Raw genomic sequence first — 13,786 nt, forward strand, 5'->3', positions numbered from 1 at the left:
CATCACGCTCGCGTCGACGTCGACGCCGAACCAGTGGCGGATCGAAACGACACCCTGGTTGACCAGCATGCCGAGCCCGTCGAGCGTCCTGAGACCCCGGGCCTCGGCGTCGCGCAGAAACAATGTGCGCGGCGGATTGGGGATGACGTCGGCGACGACCGCCTCGCGCTTGGCGCCGGAAAGATCGGCGTCGGGCCGGCCTTCCGTGTCGGGATAAAGGCCGATCGACGTCGCGTTGACGAAAACGTCGCCGTCGCCGCCTGCTCGGAAAGTCCTGTCCCAAAGAACGAACTCGGCTTGCGCCGGCGTCTTGGCGTTGATCAGCGCGGTCAGCTCGCTCCCGCGCGCGCTGCTGCGATTGACGACGACGAGACGCCGCGCGCCGGCGAGCGCCGCCTCGACCGCGATCGCGCGCGCCGCGCCGCCGGCGCCGAACACGACGATCGACTTGCCCTTGACGTCGATCAGCGTCCGCAGCGATTCCATGAACCCGACGCCGTCGGTGTTCTCGCCGATCCATTGGTCGCCGCGCCGCACCGCGCAATTGACCGCGCCGATCGTCGCGGCGGAATCGCCGAGCCCGTCGAGATGGGCGATGATCGCCACCTTGTGCGGAATCGAGCAGTTGAAGCCGCGCCAGCCCATCGCGCGCGCGCCGCGCGCCGCCTCGCCGAGCGCCGCCGGCTGGACTTCGCAATTGATGTAGCGCGCATTCATGCCGTGATGGCGGAACGCGGATTCGATCATCGCGACGGTCGGATTCTCGGCGACCGGCGTGGCGAAGCAGCCGACCAGTTCGGCGAGAAAATTGTGCGGCGTCGCCATCGTTTCCTCCTCATGCCGGTTCGAAACGCGCGCGGCGTGCGCATCTTGCGCGCTCGCGCGCGGCAGTAAAGGCCGCAGACCTCGCCGCGCGCCTCAGCGCAAGCGACGTTTCGTCGCTCGACCTTGCCCCGCCGGCGAGAACCGCCCGCCGGTCAGCGGCCGCGGCGCGCCGGTCGTGGTCGGCAGCGAAATCGGCAGGCCGGCGCGCGAGCGCAGGGCGAGGTAGGCGAAGCAGTGCGCCTCGACGACGTCGCCGTCGAAGCCGATCGCCTCGATCGGCTCGACGCGCGTCGCAAGCCGGCTCGCGAGCCCCTGCATCAGCGTCGGGTTCAGCCGACCGCCGCCGCAGACCAGCCAGCGCGTCGGCGGAAACGTGAAAGGACGCGCCGCCGCCGCCGTCGCTTCGATGGTGAAGGCGGCGAGCGTCGCTGCACCGTCGGCGTCGCTCAAGCGTTCGACCGCCTGCGCGGCGGCGTGGAAATGGTTGCGGTCGAGCGACTTCGGCGGCGCCCGATCGAAATAGGGATCGCGCATCAGCGCCGCGACGATTTGCTCGTCGGCGCGGCCGGCGGCGGCGAGTCGCCCGTCCTCGTCGCGGCTCGCGCCCAGCCGCCGGGCGATGAAATCGTCGATCAGCGCGTTGGCCGGTCCGGTGTCGAAGGCGACGATTTCGCCTGAGGCGCCGAGATAGGTGACGTTGCCGACCCCGCCCCAATTGAGGACCATGACCGGCTTGTCGAGCGGCGCGCACATCGCCGCGTGATAGAGCGGCGCCAGCGGCGCGCCTTCGCCGCCGGCAGCGACGTCGGCGGAACGGAAATCGCTGACGACGTCGATCGCCAGCGCCGCCGCCGCGCGCGCGCCGTCGCAAAGCTGACGGGTGAAACGTTCGCGCGGCCGATGCAGCACCGTCTGGCCGTGCAGTCCGACGATCGCGACCTCGCCCCGGTCGACGGCGAATTCGGCGATGAAGCGATCGACCGCCGCTGCATGCGCGTCGGTGACGGCGGCCTCGAGCTCGGCGAGCGGCCCGGCCGCGCGCGCCGGCTCGGCGACGACGGCGCGCAGCTCGGCCGCGAGCTCGGCAGGGTAGGGATAGGTGGCGCCAGGGCCTGCTTCGAGGCGCGCCTCGCCATCGGAACGGATCAGCGCGACGTCGATGCCGTCCATCGAGGTGCCGCTGATCGCGCCGATCGCCGTCGCCAGGCCGCGCGCGTCGTCGCTCACTTAGCTTCGCTCCGGCTCGCGCCGGGGACCCACAGAACGTCGGCGCGGCCGCCTTCGTTGGCGACCCGCGCGGCGACGAACAGGTAGTCGGAGAGGCGATTAACGTAAGCGAGCGCGGCCGCGCCGACCGGCTCGATCGCCGCGAGCGCCGTCATGCGCCGCTCGGCGCGTCGGCAGACGACGCGCGCCTGGTGCAGCGCCGCCGCCGCCCGCGTCCCGCCCGGCAGCACGAACGAGCGCAGCGGCGCGAGTTCGGCGTTGAGCGCGTCGATCTCGCGCTCGAGCCGCTCGACCTGGCTCGGCGCGACGCGCAGCCGCGCATCCTTCTCGCCCGGCGCGGGCGGCGCGCAAAGATCGGCGCCGAGGTCGAAGAGATCGTTCTGCGCCCGCGCCAGCGTCGCCTCGATCGCCGCCAGCGCTGCGTCGGCGGAATCGCGGGTCTCCAGCCGCGCTGCGCCGATCGCGCAATTGGCCTCGTCGACTGCGCCGAACGCTTCGACCCGCGCGTCATGTTTGGCGCGGCGCGAACCGTCGCCGAGCCCGGTCGTTCCGTCGTCGCCGGTGCGGGTGTAGATGCGATTGAGCCGGACCATCCGCGCCTTCCCTAGTGCATGCGCGTCAACAGCACGATGACGATCACCGCGACCGCCGCGAGCTGCAGTCCGACGCGCCAGCGCATCAGCTTCTGCGATCGCTCGCCCGAGCCCGGCCGAGCGAGATTGAGGAAGCCGAACAGAAGCGTGGCGGCGACGGCGATCACGGCGATCGCCACGAGGGCGCTGGCGAAGGTCGGCATGGCGGCTCCGATCGAGTCCGCCTTTATAGGCTGAGCCGGCGCCGCGGCCAATTCGCTCCGGCGCGAGGCCTCAGCCTCAGTCGCGCTTCAACAGCCGCTCGAAATAGTCGCGCTCTTCCTCCGGCCGGCTGGGGTCGGCGAGGCGGCGGCGCAATTCTTCGAGCACCTGGCGCGCGCGCTCGGCGACGTCGGCCCCGCCGTGCAGCGCGCCCTCAAGCGCGCCGCCGCGGTTTCCCGCCTCGCGCCCGAGCGGATCGCGTCCGGGTCCGCCGGCGCCCGGCCGCCGGCTCGTCGCCTTGTAGCCGCGGCCGCCCTGGCCATTGCCTTGGCCCTGGGCCTGCTGCTGCAGGCCCTGCGCGCCCTGGCGCAAAGCCTCGAGCGCGCGGCCCTGCGCTTCGACGGCGCGGCCCTTGCCGGTTCGACCCTGATCGTCGAGCCCGCCGCCGCTCTTGTCGCCTTGGCCCTGACCGTCGCCTTGGCCTTGGTCCTGGCCGTCGCCCTTGAGGTCGCCCTCGGCTTCCTTCATGTCGCCTTGCGCGTCGTCGAAGCCCTTCTCGCCCTTCATGCCGAGCGACTTCAGCCGCTTCTGCAATTCGGCGAGGCGGTCGGCGAGCGCCCGTTGGCGCTCGTCGAGCGACGGCTTGGCCTGGTCGCCCTGGCCCTCGGGCGCGTCGCGGCCGAGCTGCTCGCGCTGATCCTGGCGGAACGTGTCGTCGCGCAACGCCTGCTGGTCGCGCAGGAGCTTGCCGAGCTCGTCGATCTGCTTGCGCATTTCGCGGCTCGCCTGGTCCTCCTGGGCGTCTTGGGCGCCGCGCATGTTCTCGAACATGTTCTGCATTTCGTCGAGCATCGCCTCGGCGTCCTGGCGCGCGCCGTTGCGCGCCATGTCTTCCATGCGGTCGAGCATCGACTCGAGATCCTGCTGCGGCAGCTCGGCGTCGGCGTCGTTCTGCTGCGGCGGCGTCTGTTGGGCAAGATCGCGCATGTAGCGCTCGGCGGCGTCGCGCAGCTCCTGGGTCAATTTGCGCAGCTCCTCGTCGCTCGCGCCGTGCTGCAGCGCCTCGCGCAATCGCTGCTCGGCGGCGCGCAAGTCGCGCTGCGCCTGCGACGCGTCGCCGTCCTCGAGCCTGAGCGCCATCGCCCACAACAGGTCGGCGACGGCGAGGAGCTCGGCGTCGCCATGCGCGTCGGCGAGCTGCGCGCGCGCCTGGCGCAGGCCGAGATAGACGCCGGCCGGCGTCTGGAAGAAGTCGGGCGCGACCGTCAGCGCGTCGATCGCCTTGGCGACGCGCGGCGTCTCGTGGTCGGGGTCGAGGACCAGCGCGCGCCGCTGCTCGACCAGCGCGCGCGCGAGCGGGTTGTGGAACGCCCGCTGCGGCAACGCGAACGTCGTCGGCGCTCCGGCGCCGACCTTTCCGGAGACGCCGGTCGCCTTCAACGTCAGGACGACCTGGGCGCCCGCCCATGGATGTTCGGAGAGGTCGCCTGTCGTTGTCGCTTCGCCGGTTCCGTTCGTCGTGCTGGGCAGGCGCAGCGCCAGCTTTGGCGGCGGAACGAGCGACCGCGGCGGCGCGGCCCCCGCGGCCGGGTTGGCGAACTCGGCCTCGGCGCCGGCGATTCCGTAGCGGTCGGTGAACGAATAATGCAGCGTCAGCGAGCCGCTGAGATTGCCGCGCGGCGGCTCGATCAGCGTGACGGTCGGCGCGCCGAGCGGGGTCGCCTCGATTTCGTATCGGCCGAGCGCGGCGCCGTCGCGGCGGAAGACGACCGCGCCGTCGCCGTTGATCGTCCAGCGCCTTTCGGCCGGCGCGCCGCGGGCGGCGGCAGTTGCAGGGGCGGGGGCGGCCTTGTCGGCCGGCTTGGCGCCGGCGACCGGCGCGATCGCGCCCTCGACCCGCGTCTCGAACAGGTCGGAATCGGCGCGCACCACCAGCGCCGAGCCCTCCGGGGTGACGATTTTCTGCGACGGATCGCGGTCGGCGGCGAGGTCGAGCAGGATCGGCGGCTGGTTGGCGTAGGCGGGCGGGTCGATCCAGGCGTCGAGCCGCGCGGTCGCAGCCGCAGCGGCGCCGTCGCGCCAGTCGAAGGCGGCGGCGACCCGGCCGTAGCGCTCCGGCCCGGCGACGAGCGCGGCGGCGATCGCCGCCAGCAGCACGGCGAATCGCAGCGCGCGCGGATCGCGCCACGCCATGCCCGGGGCGGGCGCGGCGGGAACGAATCGCTCGACCTGGCGGGCGAGGCGGTCGCGGTGCAGCGCCCACAGCGCCGCAGTGGCGGGGTCTTCGCCCGCCATGGCGAGCCGGTCGTCGAGCGAGGCGGCGGGCCGATGCGGCGCGCCCGAATCGCGGTCGAGGCGGTCGAGGGTCTCGGCGCGGACGGGGCGCCGCAACCGCGTGAGCGGGGCGAGCGCGATCACGAAAGCGACGGCGAACGCCGCGACGCCGCCGATTCGCGCCAGGCGCGGCGCGATCTGCCACAGCCCGAGCCAGGAGACGGCGAGGAACAGCGCGACCAGCGTCGCCGCCCACACCAGCGTCGGCCAGAACCGTTCGAAGACGATCACCGCCTCGGCGCGGCGCGCCAGCGCCGTCAGCTTCGCGCCGATGCGCGTCGCCCCGTCGCTCCGCGAACTGTCAGCCTGCTTCGAATCCAAAGAGGCGTCTCCGCGCCGTCCGACCGCCGCTCCGGCGCCAGACAGTCTAGCGACGTTGCAACCACGGCGGAAGTTTGTCGAGGCCGATCAATTCCGCGTAGGTCGGCCGCGGCCTGACGACCGCAAATTGGCCGCCCTTGACCAGAACTTCGGGGACAAGCAGGCGGGAATTATAGGTGCCGGCCTGAACCGCGCCATAGGCGCCGGCCGACATCACCGCCAGCAGGTCGCCCGCCGCGGGTTCGGCGAGTTCGCGGTCGAGGGCGAGAAAGTCGCCGCTCTCGCACACCGGGCCGACGACGTCGGCGCGCAGGCGCGGCGCGGCGAGCGCCGGCTCGGCGGCGGGCCAGATTTCATGATGCGCGTCGTAGAGGGTCGGACGGACGAGGTCGTTCATCGCCGCATCGACGATGACGAAGTTCCTGGCGTCGCCGCGCTTGACGTAGAGAACCGTGGTCGCCAACACGCCGGCGTTGCCGACGATCAGCCGACCCGGCTCGAAATAGAGCGTGCAGTCGAGATCGCGCGTGCTGCGCGCGACGATTTTCGCGTAGACGTCGGGAAGCGGCGGCGGATCGTTGTCGACGCGATAGGGGATGCCGAGGCCGCCGCCGAGGTCGACGTGGTCGATTGCGTGCCCGTCGGCGCGCAGCGTCCGCACGAAATCGGCGAGCAGCGCGAAAGCGTCGTCGAACGGCCGCATGTCGACGATCTGCGAGCCGATGTGCATGTCGACGCCGACGATTGCGAGGCCGGGCAGGGCGCGGGCGCGGTCGTAGACGGCGCGGGCGCGCGAGATCGGCACGCCGAACTTGTTCTCCGCCTTGCCGGTCGAGATCTTGGCGTGGGTGCGCGCGTCGATGTCGGGGTTGACGCGGATGGCGATGCGCGCCGTCTCGCCGCGCGCGCTGGCGACCTCGGACAGCGTCTCCAACTCCGGCTCGGACTCGACGTTGAAGCAGAGGATGCCCTCGTCAAGCCCGAGCGCCATCTCCTCGCGCGTCTTGCCGACGCCGGAGAAGATGATCTTGTCGCCCGGCACGCCGGCGGCGCGGGCGCGCCTGAGCTCGCCTCCGGAGACGACGTCCATGCCGGCGCCGAGGCGCGCTAGGGTCGCCAAAACCGCCTGGTTGGAATTGGCCTTCATCGCGTAGCAGACGAGCGCCGGCCGATCGGCGAAAGCGGCGCGGAAGACCTCGAAATGCCGCTCGATGGTGGAACTCGAATAGCAATAGAACGGCGTGCCGACCTCGCCGGCGATTTTCGCCAACGAGACGTCTTCGGCGTGCAGCGCGCCGTTCCGGTAGGCGAAATGATGCATGGCGACTTACAGAATCGGATCGAGCGCGAACGGCGTCTTCGGCGGCGTGATCGGCGGATTCTTGGGCCGTCCGAGCTGATCGCTCAGATCGGAACTCGCCGTCGGCGCCGGAGTCGGCGTGGCGATCGCGCCGCTGGGCGGTTCGAGCGGCCCGCGGCGGCCGCATCCGGCGGCGAGCAACGCAAGGCCGAAAACCAACGCCAGCGCGACGGCGCGCCTAACGGACGGGGAACGGGCGGCGACAATCACGGACAGGCTCCGGCGAACGCGCCGCACTATAGCCGAAACCCCCGCCGATGCGAGGGGGAAGAGCGCCGCATCGCGACGCTCAGCCTCCGGTCTCGCCGCGCGCCTCGCCCGACGTGGTCGCGCCGGCGCGCTTCAGCCGGCTCACGGAATTGTCGAGCGCGCTGAGGAAATTGGAGCGGTCGCGGGGGCCGAAGGCCTTGGGGCCCGAGGTCGCCTGTCCCGTCTCGCGCAGATGGTCCATCAGGTTGCGCGTCGCCAGCGCCATGCCGATCGAGTCCTCGGAGAAGCGCTTGCCGGTCGGGGCGAGGACGTCGGCGCCGGCCTTGACGCAACGGCTCGCCAGCGGAATGTCGGCGGTGACGACGATCGCGCCCGGCCCGGCCCGCTCGGCGATCCAGTCGTCCGCCGCGTCCGGCCCTGCCGCGACGACAACCCGTTCGATTCCCGGCGCACGAGGGGTCAGGATCGGGCTGTTGGCGACGACGAACACGCTAATCCCGTAGCGCGCCGCGACGCGATAGGTCTCGTCCTTCACCGGACAGGCGTCGGCGTCGATATAGATGCGCAGGCGCGGCGCGGCGGGTTCCATGGCCGGGGGTGTAATCGCAAACCTCGGCGAGGGCGACTCGAGCCCCACGCGGCCGGGCGTCGTCCTGGCCGTTCCCGCCGTCGCGCCGCCGCTTCGCTCGGCCGCAGGCCAAGGGGGGTCGTCGCCATACATTCGCCACGGTTGCGCCCACTGTCATGCTGTGTTCTTCCAACGGGTGTCTCTGACCCCCGGTTGGGAAATTAATCATCGAGGCGATGGCGTCAAATGTCCGACAATAACAACGATGGCCCCGACGGACTGGCCGATCCGTTCTATTATGACGATTCCATTTCTCAGCGGGCGATGGCGTTTTACTACGTGGCTAAACTGTCAGACGTGGTCAAGGACAAGGCGACAAAAGAGTTGTGCTTGACGATGCTGCGAAAACTCAACAGCTCGATCAAGGCCCCCTCCACGGCGGAGTTGCACGCAATCGACGGCGGCGCGCAATTGACGACGCCGCACAATCCTTAGGCCCCCGGCCCTTGCGCCGATCTTCGCCTTGGGCCAAATAGGGTCCGGGAGGTTGGCGAAGGACGTACCGCTCGCCAACCGGGTCAGGTCCGGAAGGAAGCAGCCCCAACGAGCCAGGGCGGGTCTTTGTCCAACCTCCTAACTTTTGCTGAGGCGCGCTCGGGCCGGAGCTGCGCCAGGCCCTGGCGTCCGAGCTTTGGCGGATGACTGACGAGAACGCGCCGGATGCCGGCGCCGCCGCCGAACCGACGCTTGCGCTCGGGCTGCCGCCCGCCCCGGCCGCCGCCGGCTATCGCGTGCTGGCGCGCAAATACCGTCCCGCCAGTTTCGACGACCTCATCGGCCAGGAGCCGATGGTGCGCACGCTCGCCAATTCCTTCGCCGCCGGGCGCATCCATCAGGCCTATATCCTCACCGGCGTGCGCGGCGTCGGCAAGACGACGACCGCCCGCATCCTCGCCCGCGCTTTCAACTATTCGCTGCCGGGCAAGATCGACCGGCCGTCGATCGACATGCCGGAATTCGGCGTCCACTGCCAGGCGATCATGGAATCGCGCCATGTCGACGTCATCGAGATGGACGCCGCCTCGCACACCGGCATCGACGACGTGCGCGAGATCATCGAGAACGCGCGCTACCGCCCGGTCTCGGCGCGCACCAAGGTCTACATCATCGACGAAGTGCACATGCTGTCGAAGCAGGCGTTCAACGGCCTGCTGAAGACGCTCGAAGAGCCGCCCGAGCACGTCAAGTTCCTGTTCGCGACCACCGAAATCGAGAAAGTGCCGATCACCGTGCGGTCGCGTTGCATCCGTTTCGATCTCAAGCGCATCGAGACCGGGCTGATGGTGCGCCACCTCGAGAAGATCAGCGGCCTCGAGGGCGTGACGGCCGAGCCCGACGCGTTGTCGCTGATCGCCCGCGTCGCCGAAGGTTCGGTGCGCGACGCGCTGTCGCTGCTCGACCAGGCGATCGCCCACGGCTCGGCGGGCAAGGTCGAAGCCGCCGACCTGCGGGCGATGCTCGGTCTCTCCGATCGCGGCGAGGTCGTCGACCTCTTCGCCCACGCCATGGCCGGCGAGATCGCGCCGGCGCTCGAACTGACGGCGAAGCTGCATCTCGCCGGCGCCGATCCCGCCGAGCTGCTGATCGAGCTCGCCGAATTCTGCCATCTCGTCACCCGCCTCAAGCTCGCGCCGAACGGCGTCGACGACGCCGCGATCAGCGAGAGCGAACGGCGGCGCGGCTCGGAGATGGCCGAAAAGCTCTCGATCGGGCAATTGACCCGCGCCTGGCAGATCCTGCTCAAGGGCGTCGAGGACGTGAAGGACTCGCCGCGGCCGCTCGCCTCGGCGGAAATGGCGCTGATCCGCCTCGCCTTCGCCGCCGACCTGCCGACGCCGGAAGACGCTTTGCGCAAGCTCGCCGAATCGGGCGAGGCGCCGCCGCGGCTTGCTCCGGTCATCGTCGCCGCGCCGCCGCCGCGCGTTTCGCCGCCGACGAGCGAGGCTCTGGCCAAGCGCGCGCCGGCTTCGGCGATGGCGGCGCCCGCGCCCGCCGCCGCGCCGAACCCCGCCGGACCGCGGCTTGCGCGCTTCGAAGACGTCGTCGCGTTGGCGCGCGTCCGGCGCGACATCCGCTTGAGCCAGGCGCTGGAGAGCGACGTTCGTCTCGCGCGCTTCGAGCCGGGGCGGATCGAATTCTCGCTCGTCGACGGCGCTTCGCCGGAGATCGTCCAAGCGTTGTCGCGCCGCCTCGGCGAATGGACCGGCGAGCGCTGGATGGTGACGCTCGCCGCCGGCGCGACGGCGCCGACGCTGCGCGAACAGGAGACGGCGCGCCGCAACGAGCAGTTAGGGGGCGCCGGCGAGCATCCGGTCGTGCGCAAGATCCTCGAACGCTTCCCCGGCGCCAAGATCGTCGACGTGCGCGGCCCGGAAGCGTCGCCCGCCGTCTCGACGCCGGCCGGCGACGACGAGGTCGGCTATTCGGACGCGCCCGAAGACGATGAATTGTGAGCGGAGCGCAACGATGGTCGACATCCTCGGCATGATGAAGAAGGCGCAGGCCGTCCAGGCGCAACTGCAGGAGGCGCAGGAGGAATTGGCCCGGCTCGACGTCGAAGGCCAGTCGGGCGGCGGCATGGTCAAGGTCACCCTCACCGGCAAGGGCGAGATGAAGGCGATCGCCATCGATCCGTCGCTGCTGACGCCCGCCGACAAGGAAATGGTCGAGGACCTGATCCTGGCCGCCTATGCCGACGCCAAGGGCAAGGCCGATCGCCTGTCGGCGGAGAAGATGCAAAGCCTCGCCGCCGGCTTGCAATTGCCGCCGGGCATGAAACTGCCGTTCTGAGGCCCCATGTCGTCGAATGTCGCCGGCCCGGAAATCGAGCGGCTGATCCAGCTTCTGGCGCGCCTGCCGGGGCTGGGGCCGCGCTCGGCGCGACGCGCGGCGCTGCATCTCATCCGCAAACGCGAGCCGCTGCTCGGGCCGCTCGCCGAGGCGATGCGCGTCGCCCACGAGCGGATTGTCGCCTGCTCGGTGTGCGGCAACATCGACACCCGCGACCCATGCACGATCTGCGCCGACGAGCGGCGCGAAAGCGCGACGCTGGTGGTCGTCGAGTCGGTCGGCGATCTATGGGCGCTCGAGCGCGCGCAGGCGACCCGCGCGCGCTATCACGTGCTCGGCGGCGCGCTGTCGCCGCTCGACGGAATCGGGCCGGAAGACCTCAATATCGCTGGTCTCGTCGCGCGCGTCGCCGAGGGCGGGGTGCAGGAGGTCGTGCTTGCGGTCAACGCCACCGTCGACGGCCAGACGACCGCTCATTACATAACCGAACTCTTGAACCCCTATCCGGTCAAGGTCACGCGCCTCGCCCACGGCGTGCCGGTCGGCGGCGAGCTCGATTATCTCGACGACGGCACCCTCGCGGCGGCGATGCGCCAGCGCACGACGTTCTGACCCAGAAGCCCGCGTTTCGGCGCGCCGCTATTCCGCCGCCTGGCGACGGTCGGCGTGGCTCGACGTCGGCTCGTCGTCTTCCGTCGTCGGCGTCGGCTCGGCCTCGGGATGCTTACCCGAGCGCCACAGCCAATTCGAAAGCTGGTCGAGATAGAGATAGATCACCGGCGTGGTGAACAGGGTCAGCGCCTGGCTGACGATCAGGCCGCCGACCATCGTGTAGCCGAGCGGCTGGCGCAGCTCCGCGCCGGTGCCCTGTCCGAGCATCAGCGGCACGCCGCCGAGCATTGCCGCCATCGTCGTCATCATGATCGGGCGGAAGCGCAACAGCGCCGCCTTGCGGATCGACTGCTCGGTCGTCAGATGTTCGTCGCGTTCGGCGGTGATGGCGAAGTCGACCATCATGATGCCGTTCTTCTTGACGATGCCGATCAGCAAGATCAATCCGATCAGGGCGATGAGGCTGAATTCGTAGCCGAACAGCATCAACATCGCCAAAGCGCCGAAACCGGCCGAGGGCAGGGTCGACAGAATCGTCAGCGGGTGGATGAAGCTCTCGTAGAGCACGCCGAGGATGATGTAGACGACGACCAGCGCCGCCAGGATCAACAGCGGCACGGTGACCAGCGACTCCTGGAACGCCTGCGCGTTGCCCTGGAAGGTGGTGGACAGCCCGGGGGGCAGATGCAGATCGCGCTCGGCCGCCTGGACCGCCGCGGTCGCCTGGCCGAGCGCCACGCCTTGCGCGAGGTTGAAGCTGATGGTGATGGCGGGAAACTGTCCTTGGTGGCTGATCGACAGCGGCGCGATGGGATTGGTCGTCCATTTCGCGAACGCGCTCATCGGCACCATCTGGCCGGTGGTCGGCGAGCGGATGTAGAGCTTGTCCAGGCTCTTCGGGTCGCCCCGCAGCGACGGCAGAATCTCCTCGATGACGTAGTAGGTGTTGATCTGGGTGAAATACTGGGTGACTTGCCGTTGACCGTAGGCGTCGTAGAGCGTGTCGTCGATCAGCTGCGGTTGGATGCCGAAGCGCGACGCCATGTCGCGGTCGATGGCGAGCGTCAGCGTCGTGCCGGCGTTTTGCTGGTCAGTGGCGACGTCGCGCAGCTCCGGCAGCTCGCCGAGTTTGGCTAGAATCTTGGGCGCCCAGGCGTTCAACTCTTCGAGATTGACGTCCTGCACCGTGTACTGGAACTGGGTGCGGGCGGAGCGCCCGCCGACGGTGACGTCCTGCGCCACCTGCAGGAACAGCCGCGCGCCCTTGACCTGGGCGAGCTTGGGCCGCAGCCGGGCGATGATCTGGAACGCGTCGGCGGTGCGCTCCTCGCGCGGCTTGAGGGTGATGAACATCCGGCCGGAGTTCTGCGCGGAGGCGCCGACGCCGGCGCCGATGCCCCCCGCCACGTTCACGACGTCGGGGTCGGATTGTACGACGGCGAGCAACTGCTCCTGCAGCTTCGCCATCTCGGCAAAGGAGACGTCCTGCGGCGCGTCGGAGGTGCCGAACAGGGTGCCGGTGTCCTGCTGGGGGAAGAAGCCTTTGGGAATGGCGATGAACAGCGCGACTGTGGCGACGAGGGTGGCGAGAAAGACCATCAAGGTGATGAAGCGGTGGCGCAAGACCCTGTCGAGGCCGTGCTCGTAGGCCGTAGTCAATGCGGCGAAGCCCCGCTCGAACAGCATGTAAATCTTGTTGTGGCGGTCGTGCGTGTGGTCGCGCAGGAACCGCGAGGCCAGCATCGGCGTCAGGGTCAGCGACACGACCGCGGAAACCACGATGGTCATCGCCAGCGTCACCGAGAATTCGCGGAACAGCCGGCCGATGATGCCGCTCATCAGCAGCAGCGGAATCAGCACCGCGATCAGCGACATCGAGATCGACACCACGGTGAAGCCGATTTCGCCGGCGCCCTTCAGCGCCGCCTGCATCGGCTTCATGCCGTGTTCGACGTGGCGAGTGATGTTCTCCAGCACCACGATCGCGTCGTCGACGACGAAGCCGACGGCGATCGTCAGCGCCATCAGCGAGAGGTTGTCGAGGCTATAACCGACCGCCCACATCATGGCGCAGGCGCCGAGCAAGGCGAGCGGCACGGTGAAGCTTGGGATCACCGTCGCCCACAGGTTCCTGAGGAAGACGAAGATCACCATGACCACCAGGGCGATGGTCAGCAACAAGGTGAACTGCACGTCTTCGACCGAGGCGCGTATTGTCGTCGTGCGGTCGGAGAGCACCCTGATGTGCATCGAGGCGGGGATCGCCGCCTGCAAGCGCGTCATCGTCGACTTGACCTTCTCGACCGTGGTGATGACGTTGACGCCCGGAACCTTGAAGACGACCAGGAACACGTCGCGTTTGCCGTTGCCCCACGCCGCTTGGTAGACGTCGGCGGGGCCGCGCACAGCCTGGCCGATGTCGCGCACGCGCACCGGCGCTCCGTTGCGATAAGCAATGATGACGTCGTTCCAAGCCGCCGGTTCGGTGAGCTGGTCGTTGTCGAAGATGGTGAACGACTGCTGGGCGCCGTTGATCAAACCTTTCGGGTTGTCGGTGGTGGCGATGGCGAGCTGGGCGCGCACGTCCTCGAGCTGCAGCCCCTTCTCGACCAGCTTCGCCGGATCGATCTGGACGCGAATCGCCGGCTGCTGCTGGCCGCCGATGCGCACCAGCGACACGCCGGA

Annotated in this window: 13 protein-coding genes and 1 other RNA gene; 5 read left to right on the top strand and 9 right to left on the bottom strand. The window is 69.7% G+C overall.

All coding sequences use genetic code 11. From position 1 onward, the window contains the following. The 8 genes from ABSF49_RS14680 to ABSF49_RS14715 all read right to left on the bottom strand — a co-directional run. A partial coding sequence (locus ABSF49_RS14680; protein ID WP_424113402.1) for a shikimate dehydrogenase family protein occupies positions 1-825 on the bottom strand: 825 nt, incomplete at its 3' end. 93 nt (positions 826-918) lie between these two features. Continuing rightward, positions 919-2,052, bottom strand: coding sequence for an anhydro-N-acetylmuramic acid kinase (locus ABSF49_RS14685; protein WP_424113403.1), 1,134 nt, complete (start codon positions 2,050-2,052; stop codon positions 919-921). Then, positions 2,049-2,645, bottom strand: coding sequence for a cob(I)yrinic acid a,c-diamide adenosyltransferase (locus tag ABSF49_RS14690; protein WP_424113404.1), 597 nt, complete (start codon positions 2,643-2,645; stop codon positions 2,049-2,051). The genes ABSF49_RS14685 and ABSF49_RS14690 overlap by 4 nt, the downstream gene beginning before the upstream one ends. Before the next feature lie 11 nt (positions 2,646-2,656). Further along, positions 2,657-2,848, bottom strand: a complete 192-nt coding sequence (locus ABSF49_RS14695; protein WP_424113405.1) for a twin transmembrane helix small protein — start codon at positions 2,846-2,848, stop codon at positions 2,657-2,659. A 76-nt stretch (positions 2,849-2,924) separates the two neighbouring features. Continuing rightward, positions 2,925-5,501, bottom strand: coding sequence for a TIGR02302 family protein (locus tag ABSF49_RS14700; RefSeq protein WP_424113406.1), 2,577 nt, complete (start codon positions 5,499-5,501; stop codon positions 2,925-2,927). 46 nt (positions 5,502-5,547) lie between these two features. Further along, positions 5,548-6,822 (bottom strand): diaminopimelate decarboxylase, encoded by a 1,275-nt coding sequence (lysA, locus tag ABSF49_RS14705; RefSeq protein WP_424113407.1) that lies wholly within the window; start codon positions 6,820-6,822, stop codon positions 5,548-5,550. Between the two features lie 6 nt (positions 6,823-6,828). Beyond that, positions 6,829-7,071, bottom strand: coding sequence for an LPS translocon maturation chaperone LptM (gene lptM, locus ABSF49_RS14710; protein ID WP_424113408.1), 243 nt, complete (start codon positions 7,069-7,071; stop codon positions 6,829-6,831). A gap of 79 nt (positions 7,072-7,150) precedes the next feature. After that, positions 7,151-7,660 (bottom strand): YaiI/YqxD family protein, encoded by a 510-nt coding sequence (locus ABSF49_RS14715; RefSeq protein ID WP_424113409.1) that lies wholly within the window; start codon positions 7,658-7,660, stop codon positions 7,151-7,153. A 225-nt stretch (positions 7,661-7,885) separates the two neighbouring features. On the opposite strand from ABSF49_RS14715, the gene ABSF49_RS14720 reads away from it, so the two are divergent. From ABSF49_RS14720 to recR, 5 genes are all read left to right on the top strand, one after another. Next, positions 7,886-8,134, top strand: a complete 249-nt coding sequence (locus tag ABSF49_RS14720; RefSeq protein ID WP_424113410.1) for a hypothetical protein — start codon at positions 7,886-7,888, stop codon at positions 8,132-8,134. A gap of 46 nt (positions 8,135-8,180) precedes the next feature. Continuing rightward, an RNA gene (gene ffs, locus ABSF49_RS14725) (signal recognition particle sRNA small type) lies at positions 8,181-8,277 on the top strand. Positions 8,278-8,337: 60 nt separating this feature from the next. Then, a complete protein-coding gene (locus ABSF49_RS14730; protein ID WP_424113411.1) occupies positions 8,338-10,152 on the top strand; it encodes a DNA polymerase III subunit gamma/tau in 1,815 nt (604 codons plus the stop codon). Positions 10,153-10,165: 13 nt separating this feature from the next. After that, positions 10,166-10,489: a YbaB/EbfC family nucleoid-associated protein gene (locus ABSF49_RS14735; RefSeq protein ID WP_424113412.1), complete on the top strand. Its 324-nt coding sequence runs from the start codon at positions 10,166-10,168 to the stop codon at positions 10,487-10,489. 6 nt (positions 10,490-10,495) lie between these two features. Beyond that, positions 10,496-11,101 (top strand): recombination mediator RecR, encoded by a 606-nt coding sequence (gene recR, locus ABSF49_RS14740; protein ID WP_424113413.1) that lies wholly within the window; start codon positions 10,496-10,498, stop codon positions 11,099-11,101. A 27-nt stretch (positions 11,102-11,128) separates the two neighbouring features. Here recR and ABSF49_RS14745 read toward each other — a convergent pair. Beyond that, positions 11,129-13,786: efflux RND transporter permease subunit (locus tag ABSF49_RS14745; RefSeq protein WP_424113414.1), on the bottom strand; the 2,658-nt coding region annotated here is incomplete at its 5' end.

Source organism: Roseiarcus sp., assembly GCF_049514155.1.
Classification (GTDB): domain Bacteria; phylum Pseudomonadota; class Alphaproteobacteria; order Rhizobiales; family Beijerinckiaceae; genus Roseiarcus.

Bases quoted from the DNA above. Each gene is read 5' to 3' on its own strand.
- ABSF49_RS14690 (WP_424113404.1), bottom strand. From the start codon at position 2,645: ATGGTCCGGCTCAATCGCATCTACACCCGCACCGGCGACGACGGAACG.
- ABSF49_RS14695 (WP_424113405.1), bottom strand. From the start codon at position 2,848: ATGCCGACCTTCGCCAGCGCCCTCGTGGCGATCGCCGTGATCGCCGTC.
- lysA (WP_424113407.1), bottom strand. From the start codon at position 6,822: ATGCATCATTTCGCCTACCGGAACGGCGCGCTGCACGCCGAAGACGTC.
- ABSF49_RS14715 (WP_424113409.1), bottom strand. From the start codon at position 7,660: ATGGAACCCGCCGCGCCGCGCCTGCGCATCTATATCGACGCCGACGCC.
- ABSF49_RS14720 (WP_424113410.1), top strand. From the start codon at position 7,886: ATGTCCGACAATAACAACGATGGCCCCGACGGACTGGCCGATCCGTTC.
- ABSF49_RS14730 (WP_424113411.1), top strand. From the start codon at position 8,338: ATGACTGACGAGAACGCGCCGGATGCCGGCGCCGCCGCCGAACCGACG.
- ABSF49_RS14735 (WP_424113412.1), top strand. From the start codon at position 10,166: ATGGTCGACATCCTCGGCATGATGAAGAAGGCGCAGGCCGTCCAGGCG.
- recR (WP_424113413.1), top strand. From the start codon at position 10,496: ATGTCGTCGAATGTCGCCGGCCCGGAAATCGAGCGGCTGATCCAGCTT.